14 protein-coding genes and 1 pseudogene are annotated in these 14,087 nt (G+C 58.5%); 14 read left to right on the forward strand and 1 reads right to left on the reverse strand.

Annotation, left to right across the window (positions count from 1 at the left end):
* Positions 1–541 precede the first annotated feature (541 nt).
* The 5 genes from C8K44_RS26485 to C8K44_RS27420 all read left to right on the forward strand — a co-directional run bounded on the left by C8K44_RS26485 (position 542) and on the right by C8K44_RS27420 (position 4,468).
* Positions 542–1,699 (forward strand): glycosyltransferase family 4 protein, encoded by a 1,158-nt coding sequence (locus tag C8K44_RS26485; RefSeq protein ID WP_158282811.1) that lies wholly within the window; start codon positions 542–544, stop codon positions 1,697–1,699.
* Positions 1,700–1,869: 170 nt separating this feature from the next.
* Positions 1,870–2,166, forward strand: a complete 297-nt coding sequence (locus C8K44_RS28110) for a transposase (RefSeq protein WP_245417652.1) — start codon at positions 1,870–1,872, stop codon at positions 2,164–2,166.
* A 155-nt stretch (positions 2,167–2,321) separates the two neighbouring features.
* Entirely contained in the window at positions 2,322–2,996 is a 675-nt protein-coding gene (locus C8K44_RS28115; protein ID WP_348626361.1) for an IS3 family transposase, read from the forward strand.
* Between the two features lie 619 nt (positions 2,997–3,615).
* Entirely contained in the window at positions 3,616–3,804 is a 189-nt protein-coding gene (locus C8K44_RS26500) for a hypothetical protein (RefSeq protein WP_109578751.1), read from the forward strand.
* Positions 3,805–4,054: 250 nt separating this feature from the next.
* Positions 4,055–4,468, forward strand: a complete 414-nt coding sequence (locus C8K44_RS27420) for a hypothetical protein (protein WP_146204019.1) — start codon at positions 4,055–4,057, stop codon at positions 4,466–4,468.
* A 665-nt stretch (positions 4,469–5,133) separates the two neighbouring features.
* Here C8K44_RS27420 and C8K44_RS27625 read toward each other — a convergent pair.
* Positions 5,134–5,271, reverse strand: coding sequence for a hypothetical protein (locus C8K44_RS27625; protein ID WP_158282812.1), 138 nt, complete (start codon positions 5,269–5,271; stop codon positions 5,134–5,136).
* A gap of 168 nt (positions 5,272–5,439) precedes the next feature.
* Here C8K44_RS27625 and C8K44_RS27630 point away from each other — a divergent pair, with 168 nt between their 5' ends.
* The 9 genes and pseudogenes from C8K44_RS27630 to C8K44_RS26550 all read left to right on the forward strand — a co-directional run bounded on the left by C8K44_RS27630 (position 5,440) and on the right by C8K44_RS26550 (position 13,464).
* Positions 5,440–6,213 (forward strand): ATP-binding protein, encoded by a 774-nt coding sequence (locus C8K44_RS27630; RefSeq protein ID WP_210206243.1) that lies wholly within the window; start codon positions 5,440–5,442, stop codon positions 6,211–6,213.
* Positions 6,214–6,353: 140 nt separating this feature from the next.
* Positions 6,354–6,686, forward strand: a complete 333-nt coding sequence (locus tag C8K44_RS27635) for a DUF6634 family protein (protein WP_158282814.1) — start codon at positions 6,354–6,356, stop codon at positions 6,684–6,686.
* A 53-nt stretch (positions 6,687–6,739) separates the two neighbouring features.
* On the forward strand, positions 6,740–7,486 hold the full coding sequence (locus tag C8K44_RS26515; RefSeq protein WP_158282815.1) for an ATP-dependent Zn protease: 747 nt from the start codon (positions 6,740–6,742) through the stop codon (positions 7,484–7,486).
* Between the two features lie 804 nt (positions 7,487–8,290).
* Entirely contained in the window at positions 8,291–9,235 is a 945-nt protein-coding gene (locus C8K44_RS26525) for a hypothetical protein (protein WP_146204020.1), read from the forward strand.
* A gap of 161 nt (positions 9,236–9,396) precedes the next feature.
* A complete protein-coding gene (locus C8K44_RS26530) occupies positions 9,397–10,287 on the forward strand; it encodes a hypothetical protein (RefSeq protein ID WP_146204021.1) in 891 nt (296 codons plus the stop codon).
* Positions 10,288–10,395: 108 nt separating this feature from the next.
* Positions 10,396–11,046 (forward strand): hypothetical protein, encoded by a 651-nt coding sequence (locus C8K44_RS26535; protein ID WP_146204022.1) that lies wholly within the window; start codon positions 10,396–10,398, stop codon positions 11,044–11,046.
* An 86-nt stretch (positions 11,047–11,132) separates the two neighbouring features.
* Positions 11,133–11,879, forward strand: a complete 747-nt coding sequence (locus C8K44_RS27425; RefSeq protein WP_146204023.1) for a hypothetical protein — start codon at positions 11,133–11,135, stop codon at positions 11,877–11,879.
* A 34-nt stretch (positions 11,880–11,913) separates the two neighbouring features.
* Positions 11,914–12,318, forward strand: a complete 405-nt coding sequence (locus tag C8K44_RS26545) for a hypothetical protein (RefSeq protein WP_146204024.1) — start codon at positions 11,914–11,916, stop codon at positions 12,316–12,318.
* A 64-nt stretch (positions 12,319–12,382) separates the two neighbouring features.
* A pseudogene (locus C8K44_RS26550) lies at positions 12,383–13,464 on the forward strand (IS110 family transposase).
* The last annotated feature ends 623 nt before the right edge of the window (positions 13,465–14,087 follow it).

A 14,087-nucleotide genomic window follows, 5' to 3' on the forward strand; every position in this document is an offset into this window, starting at 1 on the left:
CGGACACAAGGTACCGATATCGTTGATCAATCACGATGGCGCCACCAGCCCGTCATTGTGAAACAGCCGGGAAACTCCACCTTCCGGCGGTCCAATAAACGGTATCGGATCACGAAACCAAGGACTCTCCCTCAAACCGGAGGAGATTGGGGTCTCAGGTCACTGCCCATGAGGTGTTTTGTAGCTCTTGCTGACGCTATCAAGACGCATATAACCAGGTGCGCAGACGTCCATCTAGCGCGAAAAGAAACGGTAGGCAGTAGAGATGTTGACCCAAGATAGGCCCATTCATTTGGGATCCGATGAAACGGTTTCGCGATGGGTCTGGTTTAAGGTCTGGATTGCTCGCCTCATATTCAGGGGCAGTTTCGCAGAGTGGTTTGATCGAGAGATGAACCATTCGGGGATCAATATTTTGGATAGCAGCGTCCCCAGCGCTCGATTCCTTACGCAGCAACTACTGATCAGTGTGTTGAGAGGCAGGAAGTCCGCAACTCGGCGGCTAAAAAGGAAGGTCAGTTGTCGATCTGTGCCTCCTTGCATGGCCAATATCGAAGCCGTGAGCAGTCACATGCCCAGTGATCAATCTGAATCCCATGATATTGTTTTCTTTGGGTTATTTCGATCTCCCAAAGGTCTCGGTCAGATCGCACGCTCGCGTCTTGCCGCACTGCAGACAACAGGATTGCGTTCGGCACGTATAAATATAGAAGGAATTGATGATTATCTTCACATATCAGGCACTGAGGATGTAGTCAATTCAGATGAGATAGACAATAAAGCAATACTGTTCGCAAACCCGGATATCTACTCTACATTGGATATGTACACCAAGCGGCGCTTTTGGCGTTCGAAATATCGAGTTGGCGAATGGTATTGGGAACTGCCTTCACTGCCAGCACCGTGGCGCGGTGAAGCATCGAAATTGCACGAAATCTGGGTAGCTTCTGAGTTTACGCGACAATCTGTTGCTGCCGTGCATACGAACGTAAGGATCGTTGCGCCAGCCATCTCGGTCCGCCTCATCGACAAGCTCGAAGCTAAACGCCGCTTAGGGCTGCCAGAAGAGTCGTTCACAGTTCTTACGATGTTCGATCTTGCATCTTATGCCGCGCGAAAGAACCCGCTGGGTGCCGTCCAGGCTTTTATGGACGCCTTTCCGCTCGCTCGCTCAGAGCAGCGCGCGACTCTCGTCATCAAGACGCACTCTTCGACCGTCGACAATCCTACAGCGCGTGAAATTCGCCGGCTCGCGGCGCTCGATGAGCGTATCGTCATTATGGATAGCAGAACAGACCAAGGCGCTATCGACTTTGTTCAAAGCGCGTGTGACGTCTTTATCTCACCCCATCGCAGTGAAGGCTTTGGCTTAATTCTCGCCGAGTGTATGGCCCGCGGAAAGCCAGTCATTGCAACCGGTTACTCTGGGAATCTTGAGTTCATGTCTGCTGAAAACAGCTTTTTGTCGCCCTTTAGGCTAGTGGATGTGCCAATTGGTGCATATCCACATGCCGAAAAGCAGGTGTGGGCTGATCCAGATCTTGACTATTTTGTTGATAGCCTAAGGCTTATTTATAACAATCCGGCGCTCGCTCAGCAACGAGCATCGCTCGCCCGGGAAAACATCGAAAGCCATTTTGCTCCTGACGTAGTCGGTCGGGCCATGGCGAAGGCGATATCCGAAATGGGGGGCAGTTAGTCTGCTCGATCGATATCGGCCAGCTGTCGAGCACATCTATCATCGGCTGAAGAACATCGGTTTCACCAAGGCTGATGTGAAATGGGCGATGGAGATCGACGAGAAGGATGCGACCGAGGTCTCACGTGCTCCCAGTAATTCGGACCGTTTTAGGCTGGGATTTTCCAGTTATGATCCTCGACCGGGATATGGAGAATCCGATGAAGGCATCGAAGTTTTCGGAGGCGCAGATCGCCTTTGTTCTGAAGCAGGCTGAGGACGGAACGGCGATCGGCGAGGTGTGCCGGAAGGTCGGGATATCCGAGGCGACGTTCTACAACTGGCGCAAGCGCTATTGCGGTCTGATGCCGTCCGAGGTGAAGCGGCTGCGGCAGCTCGAGGAAGAGAACGCCAAGCTCAAACGGATCGTCGCGGATCTGTCGCTGGATAAGGCGATGTTGCAGGACGTCCTGGCAAAAAAGCTCTGAGGCCTGCCCGCCGGCGCCAGCTTGTCGATGAGTTAAGGGACGTCTGGAAGGTCTCGATCCGCAAAGCCTGCAATGCCTTGCGGATCGACCGGTCCCTTTACACTTACCAGGAGAAGCGCGGTGAGTAGGCCGATCTCAAGCATCGGATCAAGGAGATCTGCGAGACGCGTGTTCGCTATGGCTACCGACGGGTGCATGTCCTGCTGTTGCGCGAAGGATGGCCCATCAACATGAAGCGAACGCGTAGGCTTTCCAACGAGTTGGGGCTGCAACTGCGGAACAAGACGCCGAAGCGGCGTGTAAAGGCCAAGCTACGGGAGGATAGAACTGATGCCACCCACTCCAACCAGGTCTGGGCGATGGACTTTGTGCATGACCAGTTGGCCACCGGCCGGAAGCTGCGCATCCTGACCATCGTCGACACCCATTCCCGCTATGCGCCGGCGACGGATCCGCGATTCAGCTACCGGGGCGAAGACGTTGTACAGACGCTCGAGCGGGTCTGCTGCGAGGTTGGCTATCCCAAGATGATCAGGGTGGACAATGGAAGCGAGTTCATCTCCAGAGACCTCGATCTGTGGGCTTATCAGCGAGACGTGGTCCTGGACTTCTCACGGCCCGGCAAGCCCACGGACAATGCGTATCGAGTCGTTCAACGGCAAGTTCCGAGCCGAGTGCCTGAACCAGCAATGTTCCTGACCCTTGACGACGCCCGTCAGAAAATGGAGGAATGGCGTCGAGACTACAACGAGGTTCGTCCTCACAGCGACATCGGTAACAAGTCGCCGATATCGCTCATGAATGCCTCCGGCGCATCCGGTCCGCCGTGAGTGCTACCCCGGGAAAATTCCCCAGCCGGGCGGTCCAAAATCGGGGAGCACCTCACGATGACCTTTGTCTGTGCCCAAGAGCGGTCTCGCTTGGCGGTTGCCCCTTAGATCCCTAGTCTCGATGTTTGCCGGAGCGGATTGCGAGTAAAGCAGTCGGCTTCTTTCGCCCAGGCCTCGCTGATGACAGGGCTGTCTCAAGATTTGGAGCCTCATACGGCAGTTCGGCTGGCGGATTGAGTGCCAGTTCGCTCGGCGGACCGTCGCGCGAGAATCGGGCGTATAGGTCGATTCCGGTCGCAGGTTCTTTCATGTGCCGCGATGCCTTCAACAAGCGGGCATTGTGGCGCCGTGTGGCCTGGCATGCAAGCAGCTGGGGTGATCATCGCCAGCGGTTCCCGCCTTCAGGCACGATTCTTTGCCGCCGATCTTCTGCGTGAGCCCGTTGTTCACCATTCGATCGAGATTTCTTATCGGCTCGCATTTTGAGGGCTCAGATCTCCTCTGGATCCTGCCAAGATGATTCTGCCTCGAACATGAGTCCGGGGCAAATCGGCCCTCGACGGTGTTCCCGCACCGCCGAGGGCCTGACCCAGATCCCTTACGCGGAAAGGCCTGAGCTATGAGCACCTTTATCCCGAGATATGTGAACAACAAGTCGCTGGACCAGGTTGGTGGTCCTGTCGACGTTGACTTGTTTCTGTTCAGTGAACCGGTCGCGTCGGTCCGTTTGGATGATCTGTTTGGCTCGAGCGGCATGAAACGGCACGATCGCTATGAATGCCTGATCATCCCTGCGGTCTGCTGGTAGCGCCCGCCGGGCGCAACAACGCCTTCTGAGGGCGAAGACGATCTGAGTTGCTGACGTCAGGAGCTTAAAGCGTCTGCGCTAGCGTCCTGGCTTCCATCACCATCATTCCATTTGAACCGCAGCACCGCTGCGGACGGGAGTAACTTTGCCCATGTTTGAGCCTCGTTCCAGCAAGCCACAGCGCCACTCTGTCGCTGAGCCTCCACCTCCCGCGGACAAGGCCGCCCGTTCTTCACCAGTGGACCAGCGCTTGATCCGCCGGACCGTGCTTGATCTTGGCAAACAGCCGGACACGCATGCCCTCTGGCATGAAGCCCCGGCAGATCAACTGCCTCGGGCGAAGAAAGCCAATTCGATGCAGGTTGTGCTGGAACTGCTTGGCCACAGTCCGAATTGTGTGCGCTTGGCGCGCGCGGGGCTGGTCACGTCGTGCGGTTGCCAGCTCAAGCCTGCTGATGACCCAGCTGTTGTTGTCGGGCTCGCCGTCCATTTTGCTCGCTCTGCCATTGTGCATCGCGTGCCGCTGCCGGCCTCTGTTGCTGAGCGGCTCGCAGAAGCGGTCGAGGCTGGTGATCAGGCATGTCGATTGGTCGCGGTGTGGCTCGCTGACCTCGGACTCTTGGACATGAAGCCGCAATGGTTGGCTGGAAAGGACAGCCGATGATGGAAGCGCGTTTGGCCGGATATTTTGTCAAACGGCTGCGACGGCGGGCGGCATACGACGCGGTTCATGACGCGGTTGCCAGCGGTATCCTTCGAGTCAGTGCCGGAGGAGTTGCCGACTTTCGCGGTGCGGGGGCATGCAGTTTTTCAGTCGGACCTATGGTCGCCGGCAAGTCGGTTGAGGAAGCGCTGCGGATGATCCGCCGGAGCAGTGCTTCAGGGCGCGCCAGGCGTGGGGATGATCACGACGACTTCTTCCGCACGACCTCGGTAAAATTAAGTGCCAACAACAGGGGCGGTACCCTCCAGGAGGGTGCAGAAGGCAGTCCAAACCATAAAGCGCCTTGGCTCGTAGATGCGGTACGCGCTTCGGCAATGCCGCTGCGGGCCAGCGATGTCGCAACGCTGCTGCTAATCTCACGGGCTGCCTGCAAGATCGGGCAAACCGTCGGAGACATCGTGGCAGCGCTCGCAACGCCATCGCCTTTGGTCAGCATCTCTGCGAAGGTTGATGGTTTCGAAGAGGCGTTTCTGGACTTGCTCGCCGGGGGTGCGGTTGTGCCGGGTCGGGTGGCTATCTGTGAGGGCGGTGAACTCTCGCGCAAAGGATCGATGCGCTTCTCGCGAGCCAAAGACCCAAGGTGGCATGCCGTCGCCTTCAAAGCCTCAGAACTGGATGACGATGACAGCGATTGGCGAGAGCGGCAACTGGCCTTCGCGGCCGAGAGCGGCTATCTCGTCGTTGGCATAGCCGAGCGTGGGCGCATAATCCCTGAAGTGCTTGGACGGGCAGCCTCTCTTCACCTCGATTGCGGTCCGCTGACGCCTGGCATCGTTAGGAAGACGATGATTGCAGTGCTTGGAGCGTGCCATGATGGCGAACTTGTTGCCGAACACATCGCCGCGCTTTCGCTGTCGGATCTGGCCCTGACAATCCGGGCTGGTCAGTTGCCGGTTCGCGCATTCGAATTGTTGGGCGACATAGGCCGCCGACGCTACCTGGCGGCGCAGGAAATGCGCAGCGCCGGAAGTTCAGGACGCAGCGCTGCAGGCGGAGCGAAGCGCAAACCTAGCCGCGGGCCAGCTAGCGGTGCGGAGGTCATTCAGCCGACGCTGCCATCGGGCTCCATGTCGGATCGTTTTGTTCCCCGCATTGAGTCCCTTGCCGGCTATGGGGAGGCTGCGGCTTGGGCCCTGTCGCTCAGGGAAGACCTCGATCTTTGGCGAGGTGGCAAGCTTCAATGGGGGGAGATGAGTACCAGAATCCTGCTATCAGGGCCGCCCGGCACCGGAAAGACCTTGTTTGCCCGGGCTCTCTGCAACAGCTTGCAGGTGCCGATGATCGCAAGCTCTGTGGCGGCTTGGCTCGAGCCTGGGTACCTCGGTGAGGTGCTCCGACGCATGGTCGGAACATTTGCCGAGGCCGAGGCGGCGAAGCCCTGCATTCTCTTTGTCGATGAACTTGACGGGATCGGCAGCCGCGAACGGCGCGGGGAATGGGACCAATATTGGAGCTCCGTGGTTAACAGGGGCTTGGAGCTACTCGACGGCGCCGCCAGGTCGTCGGGTGTCATCGTCGTTGCCGCCAGCAACTTGCCACAAATGATCGATCCGGCACTTCTGCGCTCGGGACGCTTGGAAACGCACATCGTCATTCCCCCGCCAGATATCGATGCGTTGGCGGAAATCCTGCGTCACCATCTTGGTGCCGATCTCGAAGCCATCGTCGCCAGTGCTGAGGCGTAATCTGCCGGCATGGCCCGGAAGCGCTGGCGCGGAAAAGTTCGCGGTACCGAGCTGTGCTGCACCAGCAGATCTCAACTCCAGAGGCACATACCCGCGGACGACCTAACTGTCGTGCACAGGAGCACCTAGGAACAATGTTGATGTTTGACCCACAGAACGGCCGTCATGATCCTCGCTTCGAGCGCGAGGTTGATCGCCTAAGTAGCCTGGCCGCGGATATGGAACGAATCCGCGATGGTACTGATCCAGGGCAGCTGGCTGCTGAAGCGCCCATCCTCGATTATTGGATGATTGCAACGCGGCCTGTGTCGCATCTTGTCGGCTTGGCGACAGGTCATCCGGTTCTCACAGGTACCGATAGACTGATTACGACATCGGATCTCGTCATGGTGTCGCACGACCAATCATGGGCCCGGACACTTTCGCGTTGGTATCGTCTTGGACGGCCCAATGGCAGCGCATCCAATCTGTAGCACGCCAGCAAAGCTGGCGGAGACTGGAATGTTCATGGAGGCAAGAATTGCAGGTGGATGAGATCGACTGTAAGAGCAAAGCGGTTCTGGGCAAACTTGCTCGGCAGGCAAGCGGGCTGACCGGGGCCGACATCGAGCGTATCGTTCGCGAAGCACGCCAGATGGCGCGCCGCGAACGCCGCCCTCTGAGTTTCGCCGATCTTCAGGCCCGGCTCGCTGGCAACAAGCCCGTCTGGCCGCAATCTTTGCGCAGCCGCATGGCCATTCACGAAGCCGGCCATGTTGTAGCTCATCTGATCCTCGGCACTGCCAACATTGAAGCTGTCACGATAGACGGCCGGCAAGGTGGGCAGGTTGAGGGCGAGACCTACAGTTTCGTTACGCAGAGCGAAGCCGGCATAACTGCGCAGATTATCGCGAAACTCGCCGGGCGTGCTGCGGAAGAGGAGTTTTTGGGGACGGTGTCGGCCGGTGCGGGCGGATCGCTGCGGAGTGACCTTGGCCAGGCAACCGAGTTGGCGCTTGCGCTGGAAACCACGCTCGGCTTCTCAAAGGAGATGCCGCTGCTCTACCGGCAGGTTGAGGCGACATTTGCCCAACTCGAAATCGGAGGTGAACTCTCAGGCCTCGTCAACGATCGCCTCGAACGCGCCTACGGACAGGCCCGCAAGCTGGTCCGGAGCCATCGACACGCTGTTCAGGCCGTCGCCGATGCGCTGCTCGAGCATGGCACGCTTATCGGCCCTGAACTGAACGCCTTGCTTCGCGACAACGGCTGTAACAGAAATACGGAGTCTTGAATCGGTCGCCCCGAAAACGCCGTGTGATGGAGTAATGGGGGGAGACGTTCAGGTCATGCAAACGCCGTTTGTGGCAGCGAGTTCATGCTAGATCAGAACGCCGCCCCCAGACATGCATGGGCATCGTTAGCTGAATTCAGAAGCAGGGTTGGCCAGATTCCTCCGCAGGTTCGGCCGCCTTACAGGCGAAGAGTGTGTAAGCAGTCAGGTTTGGCTGCCATCGTTGGTGTGGCGGGACGCATCTCGCCGCAGATGTGGTTTCGGGAAAAAAGACCATCCGTCTTCGTAGCGTTCGAGAAGGTCCAGCCAGGCAGCCTTCGTTGCTACCGCACTAAAGCCTTGATCGACCAGTTGCCGAGAAACCTCCTGAACCACCTTGCTTAATAGCCGGTCACTGCCGCGCCTCTGTGACGTCACAATCATGTAATGCAGCATAGTTCTTGCTATGTCATCTCGATCGGGAGCGCGCTCTTGTCTGCGCCTCGCCCTGTATGCTCGCTGATAGTCTCTTTGTTTCTCCAGGCGCTCTTTTCTAGTCCCCATCGTCATCCTCCTGTTCATGGTGGAAGACGACCGTCGGCTACTGCCCCGCAAGCTACAAACGCCGTTTGCCATGTAACGCCGTTCTCGAGTTATGAATCGATCGCTCGGAGTTCTGAATCGCGGCGCAGGACAATGGAATCGACTTAGCGCAAATTATTCTGATTTGGATCAATTTGCCCGCAGGTTGATGCGGCGCTCGCAAACATCAGATACGCCGGCTCGTCAGTTAAGGCCATTTGCGGGGATGTCGATCAGATGTAAATGGAAGAAGACGGTCCGAAATGTTCGGGCGGAGGCAGATTTTTCCGTTTGAATGCGGGCTCTGGCAACATAAGCACTGCAACGCGGGCCACGCATTGCTGCTCGTTCACCGGAAACAAACGATTGGTGGTTCCTATCGCCCCGATGGGGGTTCCACCAGAGATGCCAACAATTCCAGATACTCTTGAGCTGCCGTTCGACGGCTGTTCCTTCGAAGCGATCGTCCAGGCGACGATGTTCTATCCGGCGCAAGACGATGCCCGAAAACGCCATCACCTCGCCTGTCATTTCGACGTGAGCGCCAACATCAACATCGACGCTATCGGGCAGGACGATGCCATTACGATCAGCGGGCGAAGACTCCGGACATTGTATCTGGCGCGCTGTTTTGACGACTTTGGCTCGTCGTACGAGGACCTTCTTGCCAGTGGCTACTACGCGGCACATTGGCTGCGTTATCGTCTCTACGCGGCGCAAACTTACAATGCTCTAGGGACGAACAACCGTTGGCAATTCTATATGCTCGACGAGATCGTCCACAAAATCCCAGCTACCTGGCCAAAAGGCAGAAAATTCATCGATACGGCCCGCGTAGGCTATGCACCGGTCGCGCACCTCTGGCTGGCTTGGTACGATCAGTATCATGAGGGGCTCAACCTCTTTGTGACGAAAATTCCGCCCGCACCAAACTTTCGAGGGCCGCGCTTCCGGCAAGCAGGAGTTGAAAGATTGCTGCGACGCTCCAAGTCTTACTTCGAGGCCGCACGTGCTGCAGATCTTTATCGCGGCAGGGATGGGCTTCCTGGGTTGGATGCGGTTTGGCAACTTCCCGACTTTGTTGTTGGCGATCCTTTGCCGGAAGTAGCCACGCCCGATCTGCTCGTTCCTGATTTTGATCCCGACGACACTTTTGGTCGCTACGAGTTTTGCCGGGCCGGCAACTGACATCTACCCTCAGCGCCGAGCGGAGGCGCAGTTTTGGTGGCCGGGTCGCCGCCGCCAATGCTGCGTCTCAAGGTGGCACCGAGAGAGGTGCCACCAGACTTTTTCTGCATGTGCCATCGTTTTCTCACCGGTGCGAACAAGCAGCGGGTTTGGGGTCGAAAGTGCACAACCGTTTCCAACACACTGCAAATGCCGGAACCCTGGTGTTTCTGGGCGCCAACTGTTTCATTAAGGTCCAACTAGCAGCCGAGCAGCGCATGGCGCTGCTCGGCTATCGGCCAGATCAATATGAGGATTTGATCACCATCGGACGGAACATCCTTTCAGCAAACCCTCAGCGCACTGGAAGTCTGCGCCAGCGGGCACTGGTGGAATGTGCTGCCATCCTGCGCAATGGCCTGGACAGTGAACTTGCGGGCACATCCCTGCTCGCGTTGACAGCCTTGGTCTCCCGGCTGGATAACTGGTTCGCCGGATCGCTCGGCTACGCTCAAGCCTATATGACGAAAGTCATGATCGATGGAAAGAAGCAACTCATTGCCGAGACCGCACGTCCGGAAGCTTGCGACTTTGGGTCTTTGCCCGTTGCACCTGATGGCTCGGTGCTGCACCTTTGGGTGAGTGAGCAAAGTCAATCGCAGCGCGATCTCATCGTCCTTATTGCGAATGAAGGACCAAGCAAGCAAATTTTTCACATTCCAGCGGGCCGGGTCAACCAATTGATTGCAACGGCCGAGGAGCAGTTCGCTTCAGAGCCTCTCGCCTCGCAGCAAATGAAAGCCATCGAATCGGTGCTCGATACCGTCTTTTGGTATCACAGGTCCCTGGAGGGTCTTTCAACTCCAACCTCGGTCTGGGGCAATTGGGCAGGCGCCAAAGAACGTTTTGCTGGAATTGTGGCCTGGTTGCTGCGTGAGCGGGGGATTCTGGCGACGGCTTTCGACCGTGCCGAAGACCACGCGGTAGTCATCACCCCGCCAGCCGGCCCTCGCGACGAGGCCCGCATCGATCTCGTAAGCTTCGAGGGCGTTCGCGCCATCCTGTCTACTTAGAGAGCAGGGAACGTTCCCGTCCACTTCCGCTGGTGCAGCACCCGCGGGGTTGCCGTGCGGCAGGACGGGAACCTTGCCTTAAGGCAGAAGATCGCCAGGAGCCTCAGCATGTACGATCATCGCAGTGCCCAAAATCGTGAAAAGGCACGCAAAAACCTCGCCCGGCTCATGCCGGCGGCGCAGGTGAGAGCGCACGAGCTCATGGCCATTGGTGCTCCTGTGGCGATCGCCGCAGTGACGGGCTTGGAGGCAGCCGCAGCACCTTACATCCACATCCGACGGTTTTGCGGTGTGCACCTCTACTGCGTCGGTGCCGGGCAGTATCACGCCGACATCGAGATGGAGGGGCTACCCGTCGGCTATCCTTTCGTGTTCGGCACACCAACCACTGAACCCGGGGTCAGCCTGGAGGATGCGGAAGCTTGGGCGATCGACACGATTGCACAATACATGCTCGCGGACAGACAAGGGGAGGACCGTACCCAAGCCGAAGCCAACTTTGCGCACTTCGAGATTGACGGTCTCACCTTTGCAATCCCGCGCAAATTCATCGAAAGAACGGTAGGGCTGGGCTATTGGACCGAAGCGCGTGCCTCCTTCCACCTGGAAAAGCAGCGGCGGGCGATGGGCGGACAATTGACCCAAGAGGGCCTGGCCAAGATGGCATCTTATGAGCGTCGATTTCTGGACATCGCCATGGTGTCAATGCTGCTGGCCGGAACGCCGCGCTACCCGCGTCGACGGCCGCGAGCAAGTTGACGCCTTGCGCAGTCAGGTGTGTTTTCGACTGAGACCTGGCTGCTGTTTAGGTGCCCGAAGAATGCTTCCAGCCAGAGTGGTCACCAATGTTTCATTTTTCCGCGGCCCAATTTTCCCGAGCGTCCACGCTGACGCTCGATCAGAGACAGGATGTCGAACTCGGCTTGGCATTGATGCGTATTCTGTGGCGAGCGGGGGTGGAGACGGGAGCGTTCACTCTTGAAGATGTTCGCAGGCGGGGACGTTGCCTGCTCGTAGCGAGCGCGTTGGTGGATGTTTTTCATGCGCTCGGGCGCGTCGATGCCAGCTTTCATCGCACGGGGATCAACGTGCGTACCTATCATGGAGATGCGCCCGTCTCTTCCACGACCGTCGGTCATCCAGCGGCCCCGCGCATCAGCCATTTGTGGAACGCACACATGATTGTTCGTTTGGGCGAGCTGTTGTTTGATCCGACATTCGTCCAGATGTTGGCCCCAGCCGGTCCCGTGCTGCATGCCGCCGTCTTTCGACATGAAGATGGTGGAGCAACACATCGCGTCGATGGCTATGGCGACGTGGAAGTCACCGCATGTTCGTCATGGACTGGCAACGGTCGCATCTACGAAGCACGTCTCTTCCGTCTGCCACGCGCAGTCGACATCTTCACACGCGGTTGGCGACAACGACCCGATGCCTTGCTAGAGCGCCGCAGCGCCTTGATCGCCAGAACGCTGGAACTGATTGAACATCGCCGTACACTTGGAACGCAGAAGTTGTTCGCGCCCTGTGCACTACAAACCGAACTTCGAAACGATATCCCCGGAGCAAACACTTGGCGCCCGGGATGTTGAATGGCTTACTTGGGGCCGTCAATCGACGGTCGACTTGCGGCTGGATACTGAGGCAAGCAGCCGTCAGGAGCAGGCGAACAAGGCCATCGACGGTAGTGGATCAAGCAAGTCGATCACGTTCATGGCGGCTAGTGAAGACGGCAATGTTGTGGCAAAGGTTGCACCGATCATGTGGGCGCCCAATGCCGCCGATCATGTCTATGCCCACACGCTGGGCGCTGCGACGCTTGGAGGACTTCCTCAGTTGACTCGCGGCGACGCCTATCATAGCCGGCATATTTGGGCATGGCGGTTCTGGCACATTTTTGGCACACTACGGCGCGACATTCAGCGTCGCACAGCGACATGGGGAGATGTCAAGTTATTGGTTTGTTCTGAGGTCAGACCTCTGGCCGATTGGGAAGGCCGCTGTATTTGGCGGGAACTTGGCGATGCCTGAGCCTTGCACAGCCCCGGTCGATGGCGCGACCCTTGCTTCCGGGCGGAAGCGAAGGAGTCGGGTGATGGAGTATTTTGCAGGACTTGATGTATCGATCGACGAGACGGCGATCTGCGTGGTCGGCGATGACGGTTCCGTGGCGCTGGAGACGGCGGTCGATACGGACCCGCGGCAGATCGCGGATGCGCTTCGACTTTACACGGGACGCTTGCGCCGCGTCGGTCACGAGGCAGGTTCGCTGTCACCATGGTTGCACACCGAACTGCAACAGCAGGGTCTCCCGGTCGTCTGCCTGGAGACGCGTCATGTCCGTGCAGCGCTGTCGGCCCAGCGTAACAAGACCGACGCCGCCGATGCGCTCGGCATCGCGCACATCATGCGCACCGGCTGGTTCCGCCAGGCGCACATCAAGTCGGAGAGCTGCTACCGGATCCGGCTGTTGCTCGTTCAGCGGCGAAATCTCAAACGCAAGTTCCTCGACATCGAGAACGCCATCCGCCACTCGCTGAAGGTGTTCGGCATTCGGCTCGGCAAGGTCGGCCGCGGTGCGATGGAGAAGGCGGTGCGCACCGCCGTTGCCGGCGATGCAATGACGGCGGGGCTGATGGACTGCATGCTTCGTGCACGCTCTGGGCCGAGTATCTGGTGCTGCACAAGCTGGTTGTCCAGATCGCGATGCGCGACGAGCTGTGCCGCCGCTTCATGGCGATCCCCGGCGTCGGTCCCGTGACCGCACTCAGCTACAGCAGCGCCATCGACGACCCACATCGCTTCCGCCGGTCGCGCAACGTCGCCGCCTACTTCGGGCTGACGTCACGCCGATGGCAGTCCGGAACGTCGATCGACGTGCAGGGCCGCATCAGCAAGGCCGGCGATCCCGACGTGCGCCGGGCACTCTATGAGGCCGCCTCGGCGCTGCTCACCCGCTTCAAGGGACACGACGCGCTCAAGACCTGGGGACTGAAGCTCGCGAAGACGAAATGCCACGCCAAGGCGCGGGTCGCGGTAGCCCGCAAACTCGCCACCGTGATGCATGCGATGTGGCGCGACGGTACCTTCTATGTCGGCGATCCCGACGCATCGGCGCCGGACATTGCCGCGGCGAATGCTGCCAAACTGCAACGGCTGGGCCTCGCGAACTCATGATCATCACCGCTTCATCACCAGCCGGCTGATGGCTCGAACAGCTCAAGGAGGTCCGCGTGAGCGGCAGAGGAATGATACAGACCAGGACAACGGGAAGCACGATATCTTGCCTGTGGCCGCAATGCGCGGACCACGCAGGAATGCCTGTGATGCTGCCCCGTAAATCCGATGGCGACATGTGCAGCGGCGGTTCGCAATCCGCTCTCGTGCGGTCCAGCCATCCCGTCGCAGAGCACGGAAGGGTGCGCGGCGTATCAGACCCTCGTCACAACGCAAACCTTGCCGGCCTGGCGTGGAACAGAGCACGATTACTTGTTATGGAGGAGAACCGACGATGGCGAAGACTTGCAAAAACTCGACCCCAAATAAGAGGGCAAGATAAAAGGCCATACCCGAAGACGTTTCAAATCATTGACATAGCTTGCAGTGTTGTCGACGTTGGCGGTCAAGTGTGGGCATTTTGACCTGCCACTGAACTGTCATCCAGCGGCAATTAGAGCCTCGGCGGTTTTGATCCGATACCGTTTGTTGGACCGCCGGAAGGTGGAGTTTCCCGGCTGTTTCACAATGACGGGCTGGTGGCGCCATCGTGATTGATCAACGATATCGGTACCTTGTGTCCG

Source organism: Aminobacter sp. AP02, from assembly GCF_003148805.1.
Lineage (GTDB): Bacteria > Pseudomonadota > Alphaproteobacteria > Rhizobiales > Rhizobiaceae > Aminobacter.